At 56.3% G+C, this 22,633-nt stretch carries 10 protein-coding genes and 8 pseudogenes; 4 read left to right on the plus strand and 14 right to left on the minus strand.

Features of this window, described 5'->3' with window-relative positions:
• Positions 1-2 precede the first annotated feature (2 nt).
• From AXG89_RS24925 to AXG89_RS24955, 7 genes and pseudogenes are all read right to left on the minus strand, one after another.
• Positions 3-755 (minus strand): annotated as a pseudogene (locus tag AXG89_RS24925) (transposase); the annotation flags it as partial.
• Positions 756-826: 71 nt separating this feature from the next.
• Positions 827-2,146, minus strand: coding sequence for a 2-hydroxycarboxylate transporter family protein (locus AXG89_RS24930; protein WP_062174097.1), 1,320 nt, complete (start codon positions 2,144-2,146; stop codon positions 827-829).
• A gap of 128 nt (positions 2,147-2,274) precedes the next feature.
• A complete protein-coding gene (locus AXG89_RS24935; protein WP_062174099.1) occupies positions 2,275-3,585 on the minus strand; it encodes an MFS transporter in 1,311 nt (436 codons plus the stop codon).
• A 64-nt stretch (positions 3,586-3,649) separates the two neighbouring features.
• Positions 3,650-4,872 (minus strand): annotated as a pseudogene (locus AXG89_RS24940) (porin).
• A gap of 63 nt (positions 4,873-4,935) precedes the next feature.
• Positions 4,936-7,641, minus strand: a pseudogene (gene acnA, locus AXG89_RS24945) (aconitate hydratase AcnA); the annotation flags it as partial.
• 91 nt (positions 7,642-7,732) lie between these two features.
• Entirely contained in the window at positions 7,733-8,536 is an 804-nt protein-coding gene (locus AXG89_RS24950) for an amidohydrolase family protein (protein WP_062173536.1), read from the minus strand.
• Positions 8,537-8,729: 193 nt separating this feature from the next.
• The gene (locus AXG89_RS24955) at positions 8,730-9,659 is read right to left on the minus strand and encodes a GntR family transcriptional regulator (protein ID WP_062173538.1); all 930 of its coding nucleotides are present in this window, start codon (positions 9,657-9,659) and stop codon (positions 8,730-8,732) included.
• Between the two features lie 172 nt (positions 9,660-9,831).
• Between AXG89_RS24955 and prpF the strand changes: the two are divergent.
• Positions 9,832-10,997, plus strand: a pseudogene (gene prpF / locus AXG89_RS24960) (2-methylaconitate cis-trans isomerase PrpF).
• Between the two features lie 22 nt (positions 10,998-11,019).
• Positions 11,020-11,744 (plus strand): annotated as a pseudogene (locus AXG89_RS24965) (ABC transporter substrate-binding protein).
• Between the two features lie 453 nt (positions 11,745-12,197).
• Here the strand turns inward: AXG89_RS24965 and AXG89_RS24970 are convergent.
• The 4 genes from AXG89_RS24970 to AXG89_RS24985 form a co-directional block, all read right to left on the minus strand.
• Positions 12,198-12,614: a hypothetical protein gene (locus tag AXG89_RS24970; RefSeq protein WP_062173541.1), complete on the minus strand. Its 417-nt coding sequence runs from the start codon at positions 12,612-12,614 to the stop codon at positions 12,198-12,200.
• Between the two features lie 2 nt (positions 12,615-12,616).
• Complete coding sequence (locus tag AXG89_RS24975) at positions 12,617-13,369, minus strand: alpha/beta fold hydrolase (RefSeq protein ID WP_062173543.1); 753 nt, start codon at positions 13,367-13,369, stop codon at positions 12,617-12,619.
• A 299-nt stretch (positions 13,370-13,668) separates the two neighbouring features.
• The gene (locus tag AXG89_RS24980; RefSeq protein ID WP_119024701.1) at positions 13,669-14,562 is read right to left on the minus strand and encodes a haloalkane dehalogenase; all 894 of its coding nucleotides are present in this window, start codon (positions 14,560-14,562) and stop codon (positions 13,669-13,671) included.
• Complete coding sequence (locus AXG89_RS24985; RefSeq protein ID WP_062174171.1) at positions 14,559-15,158, minus strand: TetR/AcrR family transcriptional regulator; 600 nt, start codon at positions 15,156-15,158, stop codon at positions 14,559-14,561. The genes AXG89_RS24980 and AXG89_RS24985 overlap by 4 nt, the downstream gene beginning before the upstream one ends.
• Before the next feature lie 738 nt (positions 15,159-15,896).
• On the opposite strand from AXG89_RS24985, the gene AXG89_RS24995 reads away from it, so the two are divergent.
• A complete protein-coding gene (locus AXG89_RS24995; RefSeq protein WP_062173550.1) occupies positions 15,897-17,165 on the plus strand; it encodes an IS256 family transposase in 1,269 nt (422 codons plus the stop codon).
• 39 nt (positions 17,166-17,204) lie between these two features.
• On the opposite strand, the pseudogene AXG89_RS25000 reads toward AXG89_RS24995, so the two are convergent.
• Both AXG89_RS25000 and AXG89_RS25005 read right to left on the minus strand, forming a co-directional pair.
• Positions 17,205-18,144, minus strand: a pseudogene (locus tag AXG89_RS25000) (IS110 family transposase).
• Positions 18,145-18,152: 8 nt separating this feature from the next.
• Positions 18,153-19,068 (minus strand): annotated as a pseudogene (locus AXG89_RS25005) (IS110 family transposase); the annotation flags it as partial.
• A gap of 157 nt (positions 19,069-19,225) precedes the next feature.
• Between AXG89_RS25005 and AXG89_RS25010 the strand changes: the two are divergent.
• A pseudogene (locus tag AXG89_RS25010) lies at positions 19,226-20,572 on the plus strand (IS4 family transposase).
• 856 nt (positions 20,573-21,428) lie between these two features.
• Here AXG89_RS25010 and AXG89_RS25020 read toward each other — a convergent pair.
• Positions 21,429-22,616, minus strand: coding sequence for a porin (locus AXG89_RS25020; RefSeq protein WP_062173554.1), 1,188 nt, complete (start codon positions 22,614-22,616; stop codon positions 21,429-21,431).
• Positions 22,617-22,633: the final 17 nt, after the last annotated feature.

Here is a 22,633-nt window from a genome sequence, read left to right on the forward strand (position 1 = left end):
CCCTGACTGCCGCAGTCCGTGTGTTGTATCAGACCGGCCGGTGGTCGGTGCGACGCGACAGCACGAAACAGTGCCTGCATTACCGGCTGTTTTGTCATGCGCTCGCTCATCGAGTAGCCGACTACCTCTCCGCTAAACAGATCTTTGAGGCCGGCCAGATACAGCCATCCCTCATCGGTCGCTATATATGTGATGTCGCCACGCCAGGCCTGATTCGGCCCGCTCACCTTGAAGTCCTGATTCAGCAGGTTCGCTGTAGCCGTTCCGGGCCAAAAGTTTCTCGCCTACGCTCGTGAGCTGCACGCACCTGCGCTTCGAGCCGAGGCTCTTGCCGAGCGTGCAACGACAGCGGCCGTTTGCGCCAGGCGTAGTAGCCACTGGTGGAAACGCCCATAAACCGGCACATCGGCGGCACTGGATACTGCTGTTGCATCTGTTCAATCACGCCGTACTTCACCGCGACTCCCTCGTAAAGTACGTCGCGAATTTTTGCAATAAATCGCGCTCCGTCCTCACTTCGGCCAATTCCCGCTTGACCGGACTCAGCTCCGCCTCGATCTCCGTCAGGGGCTTCTGGTACTGTCCAACCTTCTCCAGCTTGCCGCCTTCGCAGCACGTACCCAGTTCACCAACGTCTTCATCGATATTGACAGTCGACGCGCGGCTTCAGACACGCCGACGCCGTCAGTCATTGCCAGCTTCACTGCTTCTTCACGAAATTCCTTCGTGTACACAGCCTTCGGGATTCGGTTCATCGACGCCTCCATTCCACAATTCTACGGGATGTTGGCGTCCATCTTTTTCAGCCGACCTCAACCTGGCCAACTTAGAAGAGTCGAGACAGAATCAAGAGGGTTATGGTGACAGTTATTGCGCCCCCGATACGGGTTGCAATCTGGGCAAAAGGCATCAGACTCATACGGTCGCATGCAGACAGAATCGCCACGTCGCCTGTACCACCTTGTCCGCTGTGACACGCATTTACGATAGCAGCTTCAATTGGATAGATGTTTACCCAACGCGCGACAACGAAGCCTGTCGCCATTAGCGAAAACACCGTAATGACGATTGTCGCGACGTTGGCCATGCTTATCGCGCCGACGAGGTCGTTCCAGGGCGTCAAAGCCGTCCCGATGGCGAACAGCAACGGGTACGTAACCGCAACCGAGAAGAACTGGTAGACAATGCGCGCCCCACTTTGAAGCTGCGGCGACACGGCATGAGATAGTTTGATAAGAACCGCGACGAAAAGCATGGACACCGGCGCCGGGAGACCGAAGAAACGGTGACACAAGAGCCCAACGAGGTAAAGCGAAATTGCCGTAATCGCACCAGCGGCGACCGTCGCAACATCAGGTATAACAGGGGTTTCTTCAGGCGCGCTGGCGGGCAGGTCGTCCGGCACTCGCTGTAAAACGCCTTTACCCGTGAGATGAGGCAACTTTTCTCCGATAAAGCTAAGTGCCCCCGCAAACAGGATGGCCGTCAGGCTGCCAATCATGACGGTCGGAAGCACTTGGGCAAAAAGCGGCCCTTGGGGCAAATGCATAATTTCGGAATAGCCCACTGATAGTGGAATTGCGCCTTCCCCGACACCCCCGGCCATGATTGGAATAACGACGAAGAGCAACGTGTGCTCAAAGCCAAGTCCGAGCAACCAACCCGTTGTCGTACCGACGATCCCCGCCACCACTGTCCCAGCTGCAAGCGGGATAAAAATCTTTGTGAACCCACGAACAAGCACGGTACGGTCCATGCTAAATATGCTGCCTACTATGATGGACGCGATGAACAAATACAAAAAATTGCTGACCTTAGTGAAGCTGACAACGACGTCAAGAACGCGCGCGGGCAGGAAATGATGATAGGCCAAATATGATGGCAGGAAGGTTGCCAAAATAGCCGCGCCCCCTATCTTCCGGATTACGGGCAAGCGCTTGCCGATTTCCGCACAGGTGAAGCCGGCCACCACGAGGATGGCCAGCGCCATGGAAATCTCGCCCGGCACTTTCCCGGTCAGGGCGAAGCCCGCAATGAGACCAACCAGCAACACATAAACCGGCAACGGGATAATGCCGACACGTATTTCTAGAATGGTCCACCATCCATTGGGCCAGAATGGAACCCGTTCCTTCAGCACAGGCATCTCAGAGCTCGACGACAGTTGTTTGGCGTCAGCCTCGGGCGCAATCTCAGCATTCGTGGGCACGGCGTGTCCTTTACATCGTTATCGGTTTGGTGAGAAGGCTGGGCTGGATGACAACCCGCCTAGATTCATTCGTCCTTGACGAAGTACATCAGCGAGCCAGTGAGAAGGGTCGAGATAAGCAGCATCGCGGCCATGCCAAGGATGCCCGCCGAGAAAGAGCCGGTCAGGTCCTTCAACCATCCCATCATGAACGGTCCCGCGAAGCCACCGAACGTGCCGACGGAATTGATGAACGCGAAACCGCCCGCAGCTGCCGCGCCTGTGAGGAAGCGGGTAGGAATGCTCCAGAACACTGCGCGCGCTGTCGTCACGCCAATCACGGCCACCGTGATCCCGACAAGCGCGGGCCAGAATGTATGGAGCAACGCTGCACAGATCATCCCTGCTGCCCCGAGCACGCATGTCAGCAAGAGGTTTAGAATCTTTTTCCCGCTTCGGTCGACGCGTCTTGCCCATGTCAACATCGCCAGTGTTGCGAAGATGTAGGGAACTGACGAGACGAGACTGATTGCGGATACGGTGAGTCCGTGTGACTTCAGAATGGTCGGCAACCAGATGCCGATGCCATACGAGCCCATCACGAAACCGAACTGAATGGCGGTAAGAATCAGCACACGTGGGTCTTTCAATGCAGCGCCAAAATGCTTGTGCTCTTTCTCACGACGCTCGGAAGCCAGCATACCGATGAGCGCGTAGCGCTCGTCATTTGACAGCCAGGTTGCCTGGGTCGGGTTATCGCGGAGCATCAACAAGACCACGACGCCGATGACAGTCGCGGGCAATCCCTGCATAATGAACATCCACTGCCAACCCGCGAGACCGAGCGTACCGTTCATGTTCAAGAGCAGGCCGGACAACGGACCGCTGATGACAGACGAAATAGGAACGCCCACCATGAACCATGCAAGCATGCGGGTGCGATATTTCGCTGGGAACCAGCAGGCGAGATAGAAAGTGACGCCGGGAAAGAAGCCGGCTTCAGCGACACCCAATACGAACCGGGCGAAATAGAAACTCTTCGGACCTACCGCCAAGGCAGTCGCTGCGGCTGCAAGCCCCCAAGTAATCATAATGCGCGCCAGCCACCGTCTGGCGCCGAAGCGATAGAGCATAAGGTTGCTCGGCACTTCGAGCACACAATAGCCTGCGAACAGAATACCGGCGCCCCAGCCAAATTCAGTCGCGGAAAGGCCCAGGTCTGCATTCATCGTCAGCGCGGCGAAGCCCACGCTGGTCCGATCGATGTAATTAAAAATGAAGGCGAGCGTCAGGACAGGAAGCAACCGCCAGGCGGTCTTCGATACCGCACGCTGCTGAAGCATTTCCTCGTTCGCTGACGGCGTCGGAATCGTGTCTGCCTGCGATGCTGAAATCATGAGTTGTCTCTTGCCCAATACATATTGGATACTGAAACGCATCCCGCGAGGATGCGACTACACATCAAAACTTATGGCGAATGCCGACCCGAACCGCGACCTGTTTGCTGGTTGCGGACGGGGTCATGCCGGTTATAGTTGCGACCGCCGGCTGGTTCAGAGAATCAGTGCCGCTCGCGTGTTCGTAGACCGCGACGGTGTACACATCAGTTCGCTTCGAGAGGAAGTAGTCCGCGCCGATGCTGGTTAGCTCGTATTTTTGCCCGCTCTGACCATTCGCCCCACTACCTTTGGTGTAGTCGAACGCGGCCCCGAGCAGGAACGCCGGACTCACCTGCCACTTGGCGTTCACCTCGGCATTGTGGAAAACGGCTTTTCCGCTATAGCCCAGCGGATTGGGACCGGAGGGTGAGCCCAAGTCTTGGAAACGGGTATTGGAGTAGCCCAGCCCTAAGGTTGCCGGGCCGAACGTGTAGGCAGCTGCGACGGCCGCAATCTGAAGCGTTTTTGCTGAAGCAAAGCCTGCATAAACCGGATTGCTTTCTGCCGATGTAGCAGACCCAAGACCCCCGAGGTTGTTCGTGGTCGCAGGACCGCCATTCGGATTCGACCCATAGAACGAAGTGTTCGGGTTATGTGCGTTAAGGTAGCCTGCGCCGACCGTGAATGGGCCCGATGCGTAACCCCCGCCCACCGACCAGATTCGATTCGTCCCGAAGGAACCTGCTACGCCCCCCAGGCTATAAAGACCTGCGAACGTAAGGCTGGACATCGTGGGCGACGTGTACTTTATTGAATTGTTGATCCGGCGCGTATTGGAAGCGTTGTCGAGGTCACTTGGATGCTCAGCCATATAACCGCCCCACTGTGGAGCTGCCAGAAGCGGTGCATAGAAGTCGACCACCTCGTCATATTGGCGCCCCAGCGTGACCCTGCCATAGTTGCTGGTCAAACCCACCCACGCCTGACGTCCGAACTCAGCACCGCCCTGCCCAAACGTGCCATTGTTCATGTTGAAGCCATTCTCAAGAACAAAAATGGTCTTGAATCCGCCGCCCAGGTCCTCCGAACCTTTGAGCCCCAGCGACTACCTTGCAGGCCGCCCGTCCCACCGTCCATGACCGACCACTGGCTGCCCCCGTTCAAGCCGGTTTTTGTTCGCGCGGTCTGCGCATTGCTCAGATAGTTCACGCCCACGTCGACAATACCGTACAGGGTGACACTGCTCTGCGCCTGCGCGGTCAGGCACGGAAGAATAAAAATTCCGGGAATTATGTTCTTCAGCATATTTAAGTCTCCTAATATATTTTATGTTTATCAGGACAAGGGCGACGGACGCCGCCCTCTGCATCAGACAGTCTCTACGACTTCCGTTGCAGGCTTTTTAAGCAGACTCGACAAGACGTAGGGCAAGATGCCTCCGTTGCTGAAATAGGTCGCCTCAATCTGCGTATCAATTCGTGCGAGCAACGTCGCGTTCCGTTGCGAACCATCGGCGCGCCTGATAACCAGGGTGACCTCCTGAAGCGGTCGCACGCCGCTTTCGAGACCGATGATGTCGAAAGTCTCGGTGCCGTCCAGTCCGAGCGATTGTGCGCTGTCGTCACCAATGAACTGCAGCGGGAGCACTCCCAGCCCAGCGAGGTTGCTGCGGTGGATACGTTCAAAACTCCGTGCGATTACGGCCTTGACACCCAGCAAACGAGTGCCCTTGGCGGCCCAGTCGCGGCTGGAGCCAGTTCCGTATTCTTCACCCGCGACGACGATGGAGGGCGTGCCTGCTTCGAGATATCGCCGAGACGCATCGAAAATCGTCGTGCGTTGCCCGCTAGGTTGGTGCACGGTGAACGGGCCTTCGTCGGCAGCGCCATCCTCCTTAGCCGGCAGCATCAAGTTTTTCAAGCGCACATTTGCGAATGTGCCGCGCACCATGACCTCAAAGTGTCCGCGTCGGGCGCCGTATGTGTTGAAGTCCTTCTGCGCGACGCCGCGCGCCGTCAACCATTCGCCTGCTGGCGACTTTTTGGAGATTGAACCAGCCGGGCTGATATGGTCCGTGGTGATGGAATTACCTAAAATGGCGAGCGCCCGTGCGCCAGCAATCGGCTTCGGGCTCGAGTCGGCATCGCTGAAGAAGTCAGGCTCAGCGGCGTAGGTCGACTCGGGCCAGCTATACACTGCTCCGTCACCGCTCGCGATGTTGTTCCAGAGGTCGTGACCAGCGGTGAAGTCCGAATACAACTCCTTGTAGTGTTTGGGGTTCGCTGCATAAACGCTGAGCGCCTTGATTTCCTCGTTCGTCGGCCAGATATCGGCGAGCATGACAGGCTTGCCATCACCGTCGATGCCCAGTGCCTCAGATGTAACGTCGATACGCGTCGTTCCAGCCAACGCGAATGCGACGACAAGCGGCGGGCTCGCAAGGAAATTGGCGCGAAGATTCCCGTGAATGCGAGCTTCGAAATTCCGGTTGCCCGACAGCACTGCGCTACAGACCAGGTCCTTCGACACGACCACCTCTTCAAGCGCCGGGTCGAGTGGTCCAATGTTCCCAACACATGCGCCGCATCCGTAAGCGGCGATGCCAAACCCCAGTTGCTCCAGCGGTTGCGTAAGGCCAGCGTCCTGAAGGTATGCAGTCACGACCCGCGAACCGGGAGTGAAGAGCGTCTTCACCCAAGGCTTTGCCTTCAGACCGCGCTCAAGGGCCTTCTTCGCGACCAGGCCTGCTGCGACCAGCAACTCTGGGTTAGATGTGTTCGTGCAGGACGTGATCGCGGCGACCAGCACGTCGCCATGCCCAACCTCATATCGCTCAACAGGCCCAGGCGCTCCCGCCGGCTTGGCGGATACCGGATAACGCTCATTTAACTGGGCTGCAGTCTTGCCGTAGCCACCAATCTTGCTGTCTTGAACCATGACTTCATCGAATCGTTGGCCCAACGCCGACAGGTCGACACGGTCCTGTGGACGCTTTGGCCCGGAGACACTTGGCTTGATAGCGCCCAGGCTGATTTTGACGACGGCCGAGTAGTTGACCTCTCCGGCCTTCGGTGCGCCGAAAAGACCTTGTGCGTCGAAGTATTCTCGAATCAGCGTGATCTGCTCGTCGCTGCGGCCAGTTTGACGGTAGTACGTCAATGTGTTTTCATCGACGGGAAAGAAGCCACTCGTTGCGCCGTATTCCGGCGCCATGTTCGCAATCGTTGCGCGGTCCGTTGCACTCAGGGAGGCAGCTCCTTCGCCAAAGAACTCGACGAGTTTGCCCACCACCTTCGCAGCGCGCAGCGTCTCGGTGACCTGCAAGACCGCATCGGTCGCCGTAACGCCAGCCGAAAGCGAGCCACTCAGTTCTACGCCGACCACGTCCGGCATGAGCATGTAGACCGGTTGGCCAAGCATCCCAGCTTCGGCTTCGATACCGCCCACGCCCCAGCCCAGCACGCCAATGCCATTTATCATGGTGGTGTGCGAGTCAGTGCCGACCAGCGTATCAGGGAAGACTACGCCATCCTTTTCAATGACGCCTTGAGCGAGATATTCGAGATTGATTTGGTGGCAAATCCCAATTCCCGGCGGCACGACCTTGAACGTGTCAAACGCCTGCATTCCCCACTTCATCAGTTCGTAGCGCTCGCGGTTGCGTGCGAACTCGACTTCCATGTTCTGGCGTATTGCGTTCGGAACATTTGAGAACTCGGTTTGCACCGAATGGTCGACGACCAGATGGACGGGAACGAGCGGTTCCACCGCCTTTGGGTCCGCGTTACGCTTCTTCGCCTGACTTCTCATTGCCGCGAGGTCAGTCAAGAGGGGAATACCGGTAAAGTCCTGCAACAGCACTCGGCCAACAACGAAAGGAATTTCGTTCACGCGCTGCGCGTCCGGCTTCCAGCTAGCGAGGTCCGTTATATGCGACTCGAGAACCTTTGTCCCGTCGCAGTTGCGCAGCACGGACTCAAGCAGAATCCGGATGACGACCGGCAGGCGGCCGACATTGTCGAAGCCCGACTCAGCCAACGCCGCGAGCGAAAAATACCTGTGCCGTTTTCCGTCGGGGTGTTAAGGAAACGAATGGTCTTGAATGTGTCGGCGGGCTGGTCGGCCATGATGTTCTCTATAGTGTAAGGGGTAGCGATCTATATGGTCAGAACTTGAAGAGGCTTCGCGGCGTATCAGAAAGCACCACCTCACGTTCCCTCGAATCGGCAATCCAGTCGTTGATTGCCACGCGCTGGGTTCTATAGTCCTGCGTTGATTCATGCTGCGTGAAAGGCCAGTCGCTCGCCCAGAGCAGACGTTCTGGCCCAAACGCTTCAAGTAGCCGCGGCGCGGCATCTCGTGCGATGTCGAAGCTTGTCCGATAGGCGCCCGAGAGCTTCACCCAAACCTGGCGGGTGTCGGCGACCTGAAGCAAATGGTCGAACCCTGGGTCATCGATGCCTTTCTGTCGGTCCGGCATGCCGAAATGGTCGACGACGACCTTCGCTCCCGCGTTGATTAGCGGCGTTAGCGACTGATGCAAACGGGCCGCCCGGTCATTGATTTCGATATGCCAGTCATGTTTCATGCACTCTGCGACGGCCTCTGCCCACGCTCCTGACCTGAAATCCGGTGCTGGGAAGTCACCGGTTAGATTCACGCGGACTCCTACAACGCCAGCGGAAGCGAACGCATCAAACTTGCGAATGTCGGTGCTCGGGTCAATTGAGACCACGCCGCGCAGGCGTTCGGGATGCGACCGCAGGCAATCCAGCAGGTAGTTGTTATTGTTGCCCAAAACGCTGACGGCGATTAGCACGCCGAGCGCAACTCCGTTGGCGTCGAGTTGAGCCAGATAAGAATCGAGCCGGGCATCGTAGTTTGGCGTGAAGCGGCGCGACGGGACAAACATCAGTCCCCTATGGAACACGTGAGCGTGGGTGTCAACAATGGATTTGGTCAATGACATGTTTAGTCTGTGAGTCGCCCAGCATTTCAGATTTGAATTGGAAATTGTTCATTTGCTCCCACAAACACAATCAGATTATTTTTTTGAAGTGTCTTTGTCAATGCAAAAACGCAAATCGAATTTGGCATCGACGAAAAAAAACCGCCCTAAGGCGGCTGGATGGGCGTCTGCGTCAACGACTATCGTTTACCCGCTAGGCATCGACCTCGAGCGGCTGCAGCGTATCCGCACGATCAAAAACCTCCATGACCGCCTTTTTGCGGCGCGCGGCGTCCACATGCTGTCGCATTAAACTGGCCGCTGCCAGCATGTCGCCGCTTTCAATTGCATCAAGGATGTCGATGTGCTCTTGAGCGAGCGCGCGCCTCGGCAGTTGCTGTCGGGCCTGACGATATTCAGCGAGTCGGCGCATTTGGTCGAGCCGACGAAGTGTCTGTAATGCAAACCGGTTGCCCGACCAAGCGGCTATCGCCTCGTGAAAACGCGCATTGGATTCGAATCGCTCCGTAGGGGTCATCGCTTCGTGCCCCCCTTCAAGGATGGCCAACTGCTCGCGACGGAGCTCATGCAGCATGTCAAGATTGGGGCGGAATTTTGGATTAAGAATACCCGCGGGCTCGATTGCCAGGCGTAGAGCATACATGTCGTCATACGCTTCTAGCGAATCAATCATCGGCAAGAAGCGCCAGCCATAGCCCGCCTCCTTCTCAGCCCAGCCCTCGCTGTGCGCTCGCACCAGTACCTTACGGATATCGCTCCGGGACGCCTCGAGCAAACGAGTCAGGTCCGCCTCCGTCACTGACTTAGGTACAGCCCCCCGAAAGTGCGCATCGGCCAGACGGAGATATAGCGGATCCTCCACTGAGTTGACCTGTTCTAGGACGTCGGTCGGAAGTTCACTAAACGATGCTTGCACTGAGTAGCCGCGATTCTTGTCGTAGCGCATTACGCCGGATTGGACCAAGCGGTTTAGCGCGACCCGAATGGGCGACCGGGACGTTCCAATAAGCTTGGCCAACGTCCACTCGGGTAGGTGCGTGCCGGCGGGCAACCTCTCACGTCTCACGTGCGCGACGATTTCGCGAAGCGCCTTCTGCTGACTATTGGTCAAATCAGTTGTCATGATCTTGAAGGGTAGAACGCACTGAGCGATACCTGCAAATATACCCGTATGCAGGCGGGAAGCCCAATGCGCTGGGCTTAGAAAAACAAAACCGTTGCACTCGTCTTGCGTTTGTTGTTAAATAAACGCACTATCCCACTTGTCTCGGGACTTCACTTCCAGGGAGAAAATCTTGGCGCAGTCGAAGATTCAAGCCGTGTACATGCGCGGCGGCACGAGCAAAGGCGTTTTTTTCCACAACGACTGGCTACCGAGAGACGCAGCTGTGCGAGACCGAATACTGATGCGCGTAATCGGTAGTCCCGACCCGTATGGTCAGCAAATTGACGGCATGGGTGGCGCAACATCCAGTACGAGTAAAGTAGTACTCGTCGAGCCGTCTTCTCGCGCGGATTGCGATGTCGATTACCGCTTCGGACAGGTCGCCATTGAAAAGACGATGATTGATTGGTCCGGCAACTGCGGTAACCTTACCTCGGCTGTTGGCCCATTCGCCATCTCGCAAGGGCTTGTTGATGCCCCTCGCGACGGTATAGCGACGGTCCGAATCTGGCAGGCCAACATCAGCGCAAAAATCATTGCTCACGTGCCAATGAAGAATGGCGAAGTCGTTGAAGACGGCGACTTCGAACTTGATGGTGTGACCTTCCCGGCGGCTGAAATCAAGATAGAGTTTTTCGACCCTAGCGGTGACGGTGAAAAAGACGGCAGCCGCATGTTCCCTACTGGGAATGCCGTAGACGTGCTCGACGTCCCGGGGTTGGCCCAGTTGAATTGACGATGATTAATGCAGGTAATCCAGCCGTTTTCGTTGACGCTGCGACGCTCGGCTTGAAAGGGAACGAATTACAGCGCGACATCAATAGCAATACCGAACTGCTAAAACGGGTAGAAGCGATTCGTGCGCATGCGGCCGTCCAAATGGGGCTGTCAAAGTCCGCCGACGAAGCAACACAGTTGCGCCCGCATACGCCGAAATTGGCTTTCGTCGCGAAACCGGCCGGCTACTTAGCCTCGAGCGGTAAGCAAATTGACCCGGCAACCCTCGATATCAATGCTCGGATCTTCTCAATGGGCAAGCTCCACCATGCGATGACGGGAACGGGCGCAGTAGCTATCGCTGTTGCCGCCGCAATTCCAGGTACGCTTGTCAATCGCTTGGTTCCCGAATCGACTGGCGCAGTGCGATTCGGCCACCCATCGGGTAGCCTTGCCGTCGGTGCCGAGGCTGAACAGAAGGGTGGCATCTGGACGGTGACAAAGGCCGTCATGAGCCGAAGCGCACGCCGTCTGATGGAGGGTTCAGTGCTCGTTCCTTCGTCGGTTCTCGAACAGTAACTAACGACGGACGAAGGCTGTTATGGCTGCAGAACTGGCAATAAGGGAAGCGTTCGCGCCGTCGGGTGTGCTGCGCATATCCATCAACTTTGGAAATCCAATTCTCGCGACAAAGGACGCTGGGGGAAGCCAAAAGGCATCTCTGTCGACTTGGCAAACGAACTGGCGAGCGCACTGGCGCTTCCTTTGGAACTCGTGAGCTTCGATGCTGCGGGGGATGCCGTCACCGCCGTCGCCGCTGGTGACGCCGACGTCGGATTCTTCGCCATCGACACGAAGCGGGGCGAAGAAATCTCATTCACCGCACCTTACATTCTTATCGAAGGGAATTATCTCGTCCGTACGGATTCACTAATCCGGACTACGACCGACGTCGATAAACCCGGCATTCGCGTGGCTGTTGGCGCCGGTAGCGCGTATGACCTTTTCCTGACGCGAGAACTCAAGCGGGCTGAAATCGTTCGTGGTTCAACGTCCCCGGAAGTCGTGAACACTTTCCTTCGTGAAGGGCTCGACGTTGCAGCAGGAGTGAAGCAGCAACTGAAAGCTGATGCCGACCGTCTGGGCGGATTGCGTCTTCTCGACGAAAAGTTCATGACCATTCGGCAAGCAATGGGGATTGCAAAGTCACGCGGCCCCCAAGCAGCGTTGTTGCTTGGCGGCTTCATTGGCCGGATGAAGCGAAATGGATTCGTTACCGCCGCTATGCGCAGGCATGAAATCAACGAAGCTTCCGTTGCTGACTGATAGAGCGAGCGATCACCGCAGCGCGCGAACGCCCCCCGGCGGTCACCCGAATTAGTTCTTTAAAGTGCGAGACTCATTACTTGGCGATGCATTGCCCCATAACGCAACAACGATCATTCAATGCTTGCTATTAGAACTGGCGGCGAGCGCACCGAGGTCATGGTCCTCTTTCTTTCTCAGCGCCGAGATGGCACTGGCTTCAGACGCACAGCAAGATGATCAGGAAATTATGAGCTTACGGGCTAAGCTTATTGAACTTTCCTGGCTAGCGGAAGCTGGTCGCCCGGAGAGCGTATGATTTAAACAGTCTACTTAGGAGAATAGATTGGGTTTGATAGCAGATACTCCTGTCTCATCAAGGCCGATCGAGGGCGAGCGTCGCTATAAGCAATCTTTGTTGAGTCGACGACGGGTTGCGATGCGTATAAACGCATTAGCAATCAAGAGTCTCGCTTAAGGCTGGTAAGTAGCGATGAATTCCCATGCTTTGAGCGCAGCTTTCCGATGTTTTTCCGCTCTCTCCCGATATAGAGGACTCTCGATTATCTTGCGGAACGCTTTGAATGTAGGATAGCGTACCAACGCCACGGCATCCCATATTGGATCAATGGTTCCGAGGATCGTCGAAGCAACATTGCCTAGGTACACTATCTCTATACCTTCAATCTGTTCCAATGCTGCTACTTCATTAAAAATGGGCGCGTATCGTTGCAGGTATGCTTCCATCCCAGAGCACGGCTTTTCGAAAGTGTCGCCGTACTGCGCATGATCGTTGAACTGGACGAGATTAATCATCGTCACGGGCTTGCCGCTTGGGACTTGCGACTCCGCAACCAACACTCTTTTCGGATCAAGTTCAATTCCATTCATAGTCATTTCTCTCCATTATCAATTGCTGTAGATGCAGCCGCAGCCCAGTGATCTTCCAACGCATGCGCCACTTCCTCGCTTCTCTCTAAAATTGTCCAGTGCTCGGAATCCACTTTTAGCATCCTACGCGCCCCGGTATTGGCTACAAGCTCGTCGGAAAAGCGGACAGGACAAGCGGAGTCGCTCTCACCCCAGAACACTAAGCCAGGCGCGGTAACATTTGCAAGACCAGGCTGCCACTCCTCGCCGACACGTCTCGCGGAACGGTAAAGATTTAGAATGCAGGATTGCATCGTGTGATCGATGTGGCTCACCGTTGCTTTAGCGTTATCCCTTGAAAGCCCTGATTTCGCCAAGATATCGGGAAGAACAGAAACGCATTGTGCCCTCATCCACTCTTCACCTTCTTCTGGCGTTTGCCAAATTTTTGCAAGCGGATGCCATTCATAACCGATGCTTAAAGGTCCACCGCCAGCTGCCCACGATCGAATAAGATCAGGTCGCAACGATGCAATCCGCATTGCGAACATACAGCCCCAATCATGTCCGACGAGATCGACAGGTTCTACGAACCGTTCCAGTTGGCCAACGATCCATGAAATGTACTCCTCTTTTGTTGCTGAGAAGTTTCTTGGAAGTGGACTACCAAAACCGGGGAGTGACAGTGCAAACACGTCTTTACGCGAAAGGCAAGCTCGTACCGATCCCCAAACCCGAAACGTGTCGGGTACTCCATGTATTAACACTGCAGGCATTGATCTCCCCTTCCTCGGATAAGCACGCTGCGGAATACTCAACCTTGATCATTCAAAATCATTGAAACTGAAAGGTTCAGCGCCACGAGGGTCGCAACTCTCTTTGAGCGATCGGCAGTCCGAGATTGCTTATTACTAACGAGGGCATGGTTCTTCGACAGACAAACCACGAGAAACTGACCACCGTCCCACGGTAAATTCTTCAAGAAAATCGACCGTCTGGTTGAGAGTATCGCGGTCCGATAAATAATTTACGATGTCGCACCAATTATCAATGACCGCTGTGGGAAGCGAATGGACTACGAAATGCTAGTGTCAATCTTATCAAGCCAATGCGCGATGCCATTTCCGATTTCGTCCGGCGAGTCTTCCTGAACATAGTGCACACCTGCGACTGTGAATTCGGAAAGACATGGCCACGTTCGAACGAAGTCTCGCAACGCACCGGTTAGCATGGCACCCGGCTCGGCGTTAACGAACAACTTTGGCACTTTTGAACTCGCGAGCCAAGTTCCGTATTCTTTCACAATAGAGACAACGTCCGCAGGCGACCCCTCAATCGGTAGCTGCCGCGGCCAACTCAACATCGTGCGACGGTCTTCGCCTGGCATCAGATAAGGCCGCCGATACTCGGTCATTTCTGCATCAGTAAGCCCCCGCAGGACCGAATTGCGGAGAACCACGTCGATGAACGTGTTCTCGTTGAGAATCATGTCGTCGCCGGCGTCAGATCTGAAACGTTGAAAAAGAGTTCTTCCGTTTTCTGGAAAGTCGTCCCAGGTTGGAAATGGTCCGACAATAGCCTCCATAAATGCGATGCCTTTCATTGCCGACGCGTGTTGGTGCGCCCAATGAAATCCGAGCGCCGAACCCCAGTCGTGCAAGATGAGCGTTACTTTCTCCCTTACATTAAGCGACTCAAGTAAGGCGAACAGAAAATGACGGTGTTCGACATAGGAGTAACGATCCGGGCCACTCTCTTCTAGCTTATCCGAATCACCCATGCCAATGAGATCGGGAGCGATCAACTTTCCCCGCCCTTGAAGATAGGGCATGATATTGCGCCACAAATAAGACGACGTCGGATTACCATGGAGGAAAACGATGGGGTCGCCCTCGCCATGCTCGATGTAGGCCATTCGCTTTCCGTGAATGGTCGCGAAACGTTTTTCTTTCGGAAATTGATCCATCATTTACTAACCCTGTCAGTTACCAAACTGATAAGTGTATGAACGATTCGATGCAATACCGCTGCATCGTCTACCGTTCGCGAGAGAGACCAGAGTCCTTGGGTCGAAGTCGTCATGGTCACGGCGAGCGCGTGGATTTCACTGCTGCTAAGTCGTGCCTCAGCAGCGTTTTCGTTTGCCAGAACCTGATAAAAGCCAGCGGTAAGCCGGGCGTTGTGTTCGCGAACCTTCGCCATTGCTAGGTGATCGTGCGGCGCAAGTTCAATCATCGTGTTTGCAAATAAACATCCCGACCCAGGCAAACCTTTCGCTACCCCGCGTGAAATCTGCGCCTCGAAATACGTACGAACTGCGTTTAGCATTGCTCCCTCAGCTTCAACCCTCGCAAAGGCGGGATTAACGATCTTCTCCCTGTACGCGTCTAAGCAAGCGATAAACAGTTGATCTTTCCCGCCAAATTCGCTGTAGATCGCTGCTCGACTTGCGCCAGTTGCGTCCACAAGATCCGCCATGGAAGCGCCAGCGAATCCATAGTGCCAAAAATGCTCCATGGCGGCGGCGACTATTGCGTCTTTGGCGAGTGTGCGTGAACGAGGCATACCGTCAGACTATCAGAACGATCATTCTGCTACAAGCGATATCGTCGACACCCATCAGCGGTCCTGGTGTCAAGTGAGCAAACAAAATCCTCGACTGCGCGAGCAGCCGATTCTTATTAAACGACCGAATGCAGTAGCCGAGCACACCCGTTTCTTCGATTCATGGCTGCGACGGATCGCGCCAGACACCCATCAGGCTCAAGCGAATGGCGTACGTCGGTTGCCTATCGCCCTGGTGGCTTTGCCACCCCCAGAAGAACTACAAGGGCATCCCCGTTGAGCACAAGCTAAATCGAAGCTCGGCGTGCATACATGTTGCAAAGCCATTCGGCTTGCATGAGGTGAAGGACTGCTGTACTACAAGCGGTCATATTGGGCTGCTGGCCCGGACCCTGATGAAAGACGCGCGCAAGGACCTCATTCTTTGGACGGGATAGTAATCCCCGTTCTTCTGACAGGCACACCTTGCGCGGGTCCAACCCGCTTCACATCACCGCTGGCAGTGCAAAGTAATCGTCAACTCCCTCGTGGTTGCTCTGATGCATCGGGCTGCTTGCCTATCGGGCGTAGTGTTCGTTCATGTGGTCGCCAATACGTATTTGAAGGCTTCGCCGTAATTGAGAGAGTTATGGTCGAAAGTGGTGTTCGGGGTGAGGCAGGGATTTGAAGGCGGTGGCGGTTTAGCTGAGAATGTTGCTTGTCTAGAGTAACAACCAGCCAAACCGAGATCCACCACCAATGAAGAAGCTTACAGAAGAAACAAGCGCGGGTAAATCGGAAGCACGGCCCAGTGGGCTTGACGATTTGATTCAACAGGGCGCGCGGCAGATTGTCCAGCAAGCGATCGAGGCAGAATTGGCGGCATTGCTAGAAAGATACGACAACGTGAAGACCCTTGATGGAAGACGGACTGTGATTCGCAATGGCTACCTGCCTGAGCGCGAGGTCGTCACAGCAATCGGCCCGGTCACCGTGAAGGTGCCGAAAGTTCGCGATCGCTCGGGCTCGGGCGTGAAGTTCAATTCGAACATCGTGCCGCCCTACATTCGGAAGTCACCCCGCGTGTCAGCGGCGTTGCCCTGGCTGTATCTACGTGGCGTCTCGACCGGCGACATGGGAGAAGCGCTGAGCGTGCTGCTGGGCGAAGAGGCCAACGGTCTTTCGCCCAACGTGGTCAGCCGTCTAAAGGCTCAGTGGGCCGACGAGCACATCCTGTGGAATCAGCGTGATCTGTCAGACGCCCGCTGGGTCTATTGGTGGGCCGATGGCATCCACACGGGGTTGCGCAGCGACGATTCGGATGGCCAGTGCTTGTTGGTCATCATCGGCGTGAAGCCGGACGGAACGAAAGAACGCGTCGCGATCGGCGACGGGTTCCGCGAGTCGAAGGACGCCTGGTGCGAGCTCTTGCTGGATCTGAAAGCGCGAGGCCTACAAAGCGGTCCGCTGCTCGCGGCCGGCGATGGGGCAATGGGGCTGTGGGCAGCATTGGCCGAAGTGTTTCCGAAAACGCGGCACCAGCGTTGCTGGTTTCACAAGACTGGAAACATTCTCAACGCTTTGCCCAAATCGCAGCATGGTCGGGCCAAAGCTGGCCTGCAGGAGATCTGGCAAGCCGCCACACGCGAAGAAGCGCGCGCGGCCTTCAACCGCTTCATTGACGCTTATTCGGCCAAGTATCCGAAGGCGACGGAGAAACTCACAAAAGACAGTGATGAGTTGCTTGCCTTCTATGACTTTCCTGCCGAACACTGGCAGCACTTGCGAACGACTAATCCCATTGAGTCGACCTTCGCCACAGTTCGGCATCGAACAACCCGCACGCGCAATTGCGTCTCGCGGGCGACCTTCCTGGGCCTCGCATTCAAGCTGATCGAGTCGGCGGAAAAATCGTGGCGGCGCATTCGTGCGCCCGAAAAAGTCGCCTCACTGCTCCAAGGCGTTCCTTTCAAAGACGGACTACCGGTGACCGACAGCACACCGGCTCAGCAACCGCTTGCCGCCTGATCATGCCGAGCCTCGCAAACACCAGATTTGACAGTAACTCTAATTGAGAGTCGCCCACGCCATGCGCGCATTCTTCGCGGCGATGGCGACAGCCGCCCGCCAGTAGCCGCGACGCTCGACGAGACTTCTCACCTAGCGGCTGAAACGGTCCTGCTTGTCGCCCAGACTCGCCATCACCGAGCGAGCTCCGAGTATCAGCAGATTTCGTAGGTACGCATCCCGTCTTCGTGATGCCGCCCAGCCGTTCCTTCCCTCCGCTGCTGTACTGGCTTGGCGTGAGACCTATCCATGCGGCCACCAGGCGGCCACCAGGCGGCCATTTCTGAAATCGTGTCCGGCGCCGAGACTCGCAAGCAAAGCGCTTGCGGTGGTCGGGCCAATGCCGCGGAGATGCACAAGGTGTCGGCTGCGCTCATCGTCTCGGGCGATTCCGCTGATTGCACCATCGTATTCGGCGAGCCGGGCTTTGATGTTGCTGGCGTGCTCGAGCAGATCACTGATACAGCGCCGGACCCAGCCGGGCAAAGCGTCCAGATAGGTCGGGAGCTCTCTTCGGAGGCGTTCCGGGCTCTGTGACAACACCACGCCGAATTCTGAGAGCAGGCCACGTATCCGGTTGTAGATCGCGGTCCGTTCCTCGACGAAACCCTGACGCGTTCGATGCAGGCAGAGCGTAGCCTGCTGGTTCATCCTTAAGTGGCACGAAACGCATGTTGGGGCGCGTCACTGCCTTACAGATTGCCGCGGCATCGGCTGCGTCGTTCTTGCCACGCTTGCCCGACATCCGGTACGGCGCCACGAGTTTCGGCGCCATCAGCTTCACCGTGTGACCGTACTGCTGAAACATCCGCGCCCAGTGATGTGCACCCGAGCATGCTTCCATGCCGATGAGACAGGGCGGCAACTGGGCGATCAGCGCGAGCAGTTGATCGCGTTAGACGCGCGGTTTGATCAATACGGCTTTGCCGGCTTCATCCACTCCATGGCTACCGGATTGGTCTTGCTTTTCTTACGCTCGTGGACTGCCGGGCTTCCGTGCTAAAGTGCATCGAGAAGTTGGCTGCCTCGATGAATGCCCAGCTTAGGTATGAATTTCCGTTCCTGGTATTGCCTTCGCCCTTCTTCTTGCCGTTGCTCATGCGCTGACTGTCCACGCACCGCGCGTAGGAGGCGAAGTTGCCGGCGCTGGCGAAACGTTGGATGGACCCAGTTTCCAGCACGATCACGGTGGCAAGGGTTTGGCCAATGCCGGGCACTGTGGTCAGAGTGCGAAGTCCGCATGTGGCGCTACCTTTTCCTGAAGCCGCTTTTCCACAATCGCGATCTGCGCGGAAAGCGTTGTGATGACCGCGACGTTCGCGCGAACCGCAAGCGCTACGTCCTTAGGCAGATGCAGTTGGTCGACAGCGTCCTCGTCCAATTGTTTGACCTGATTGCTCGTGATTCGCGTGCCGAACTGACGTGCCGTTGTGTTCTCGACGGCGAGGATATGGGTGGTGCGGCTGCGCACTAGTTGCATGCGCTTGCGAGCCATGTCGCACAGCTCACGGTGCTTCGCCGGCAGGATGGTGCCGGTAGGAAGGATGCCCAGGCGCAGCAGATGGGCCAGGTAGCGCGCGTCGGTCTCGTCACCGCTGTGCTTGAGCCCGTCGTATTTCTTGATCGCGGTGGTGTTGGCCAGATGAACCGTGAAGCCGCCCGCCTGCAGGCCGTCGACAAGCCAGTACCAGTTGTACGTGGATTCGACCACGACGCCTGCCAGCTCGGCTCGCCACGGGGCTAGGAACGCCAGAATCTTTGCCAGGTCTTTCGGCAATCGCTTTTCGGCGCCCACGCGGTCCGATTCGTCAATCACGCTCACCACGCTGTTATTCAAATGCAGGTCAATGCCGCTATAGTTCATGATGACCTCCTACCGGTTAAAGCCGTTTTGGCAAACTCACTTTAACCCATCTCTTTATACACAACCCGACACTTGTGGCAACGATGGGGGAGTAAAAAAGTAGCCGCAAGGGGGTTGTTAACTGTGCGGATTTCGCGTTTACTCTCGGATTTTCAGCATGAAGATCCGAGACGACGCAGGAGCATGGGTGGACGAGGAATTTGAGACGCTGGATCTGGGTGATCCACGGCGAGACCGGCGCGCGAAGGAGCTGGTCAAACGGTTCGCCAGCCGGCCCACGGCTAGCATTCCGGGCGCGTGCGAAGGCTGGTCAGAGACGATCGCTGCATATCGCTTTTTGGGCAATGAGCACATCGACTGGCGCGACATGATGCAGCCGCATTGGGACCGTACCACGGCACGCATGGGGCAGTTGCCGGTGGTGCTGTGCATTGCCGATACGACAGAGCTGAACTTTAACGGTCAGGATATCGAAGGGGCTGGCCCGCTCTGCTATGAAGCACAGGTGGGCATGTATCTTCCCGCGACCTATGCGGTGACACCAGATCGGGAGCCGCTGGGTGTGATGAACGCATGGATATAGGCGCGCGAACCACGCGATGCAAACGGCAAGCGTGGGGGCGTTAAGGAAAGTGCGCGGTGGATCGAAAGCTATGAGATCGTGGCCGAACAGGCACGGGCCCTGCCTGACACGCGGCTGGTGTATGTGGCCGATCGTGAAGGCGACATCGCCGCGCTCATGCAGCGTGCGCAGGAACTGGGTGAACCGGCGGACTGGCTGATGCGCTCGCAACACAATCGCGCGCTCAAGGGCGAAGCAAGTTTGTGGGAGACGGTGCACGCCAGCAAGGTACTCGGCCACATCAGCTTCGTGCTGCCCGGGCGTAACGGCCAGAAGGCGCGTGAAGTGAGGCAGGAACTGCGTAGCCAGCGCGTCACGCTGCCCGGGCGTGCCGGTGTCAAGCTAACCTGCGTCGAGGCGTATGAAGTGGATGTGCCAGCGGGTGTGAAGCCTGTTATCTGGCGTCTTGTGACCAACCGGGAAGCAGGTGATGCGCATGCCCTCATCGAACTCGTTGACTGGTACCGCGCGAGGTGGGAAATAGAAATGTTCTTCAACGTCCTGAAGAACGCCTGCGGTGTCGAGGCACTGCAACTCTCACAGATGGAGCGGGTGGAAAAGGCGCTCGTGCTGTACATGGTCGTATCGTGGCGTATCGCGCGGCTCATGCGTGTGGGCAGAACCTGTCCGGAGTTGAACGCGTCGCTGTTCTTTGCGGCTGACGAGATACACGGCGCCCATGTGCTCTGCAAGAAAGCGCGTCCCAAAAAACCGCCGACGCTCAACCAGATGATACGGATGGTCGGCCCACTGGGCGGATTTCTTGGGCGCAAGAGCGACGGCGAACCAGGCGCGAAGACGCTATGGATTGGCATGCAGCGAGTCATGGATGCTGTGATCACTATCCAGATCTTGCGCGACGGCTATGACACTTGTGTATAACGAGATGACTTTAACCCCGTCGCCCGGCAGGGCGCGGGAGGTGGTCCGCTAGATGATTTCCAATCCTTAGCACGGGGTAAGTCGGTAACCCGGTCCTGGGCAATATAAGCCTGGGTCAATCCCTTTAGTACGACATCAAAGTGCTCTGGATTTTCTTAGCATGAGGTAGAGCGGATGCCCCGCAGTCCACACCGGCACGAGGATTACCGGCTATTACATATGCGGGGCCGAACACATCAGCGACACCGTGTTTCAAGTCTCTGATGACAGAAGCGGCGTCGCCCCCGATCTGCTCCATGTCAAGCTCGCCGTTGATATCGCCCGTGCTGCGTGCGTTTGACCGTCTGCCATATTCAACAATGGCATAGTTCGGCAACTTGTGCGGGCAGTCTCCTGAACATTCTACTGTCGCAGTTTCCGCCTGCGACAAGCTTTAATAGCAGGCCCTGACCTTCGATGTCGTAGGCGATGTCGGCTCATCGTTTCGAACGTCTCTTGAGTGGATCTTGAATACTCCTGAAGGTATTAGGGAGAAACGGTGGCTGCGCCCCATCCAAGCCCCACCGAAACGCCTGCACCCAAATTACAACGTGCTCAATTCAACAGCAGAACTTCCGCATTCCCATCGAGGCTGCGCTAAAATTTGCCTATGCCGGTTAGTGAGTCGCCGCTCGCAAGCCGCGAATCAGCATCGATCCGGTTAGCAGTGTACGACAGATGCGCAACATCACTAACCAGGCCCAATCCGGCGCGCCACGACGACCACCGGCATACATGTCCCCACCTGCATGCTGGACAACATGCTACCGCTAGGCGCCGAATAATATGGTGTACCAAGCACAGCAGGTCCAAAACGCTAAAATGTATGCTTGATGCCAGCAACAACCGCAATCTGCTTATAAGAGTCGTTACCACTTACTGCCCCGTTAAAACTAATCGCCGCAAGAGATGCGTCACGTGTTGCAAACTGGAGTACGGTAGCGAGATGCAGAGTCGTTCGCTTTGACAGAAAATATTCGGTCCCGAGATTGATCTGCTGCCAGGCAGGATGATTGCCTGTCGCAAATGGCTTAATGCTCATCCCGCCTTGCGCTAAGCCAGCAGTGTACGTATAACCCGCGCCAACAAGCCACGCGGGCGTGATCAGCTTTTTCGCGTTGATTTCATAGTTGTCCAGTCGGAGCCGGGTACCGTCGCGATAGTCAAGAGTCGAATCGCTGAAGACGGCCGATAGGGTCAAGAACGAGAACGCATAAGTGCCGCCCACTGCAATGATGCTTTGTCGCGTAACGGGCGAGGTATTGTAGAAAATGCTGGAAGCGCCGAGGGTGTACTGATTCGCAGCGATCGTGCCGTTGGGATTTGTGTTATTTGTGGACGACGGATCGTCTAACCGCATGTAGCTCACGCCTGCCTTGAACGAGCCGCCATCGTAAGAGACGGCGACATTGTAGTCCCGATTATTTGCGAAGCCGGCGCCGTTGTTTCCAGACGCTTGGTTGCTAAACCCATAAAGTATGCCGAGTGTAATCCCGTGAAGCGTCGGTGACTGATATTTGACCGAGTTGTTGCTCCGTATCGTCTGATACAGGTTATCGTTGTCGCCAACGTGGGCGCCGAAAGTCCCCATGAACTGGGTCCATGCCAGGAACGAGCCGAGAAATTCGTAACCGAAGTCGTACAGCCGACCCATTGTGAAGGTACCCAGACGGGCGCTTGAAAGACCGACAAAAGCCTGCCGTCCGAACAAAAGGCCGCCTTGCGCGAGTTTTCCAGTGGTTCCCTGGAAGCCGTTTTCGAGCGTGAAAATCGCAGTAAGGCCGCCGCCCAGATCTTCGGCTCCGCGTAGGCCCCAACGATTCCCACTAAGTTCACCAGTTAGTGCCTTGAAGTTTCTTTGTCCACGTGCTGTTGCGGAAGCCGCTTCGCTAGAAGAGTACGCTAACGACTCGTCGATAATTCCATATAACACGACACTCGGTTGCGCATATGTCCCTGATGCAGCGCAGAGAAGCGCTAGCGCGAGGCAGATGTCCTTTTTCATTTCGTCTCCTAAACCTA

This window comes from Burkholderia sp. PAMC 26561, assembly GCF_001557535.2.
Lineage (GTDB): Bacteria > Pseudomonadota > Gammaproteobacteria > Burkholderiales > Burkholderiaceae > Caballeronia.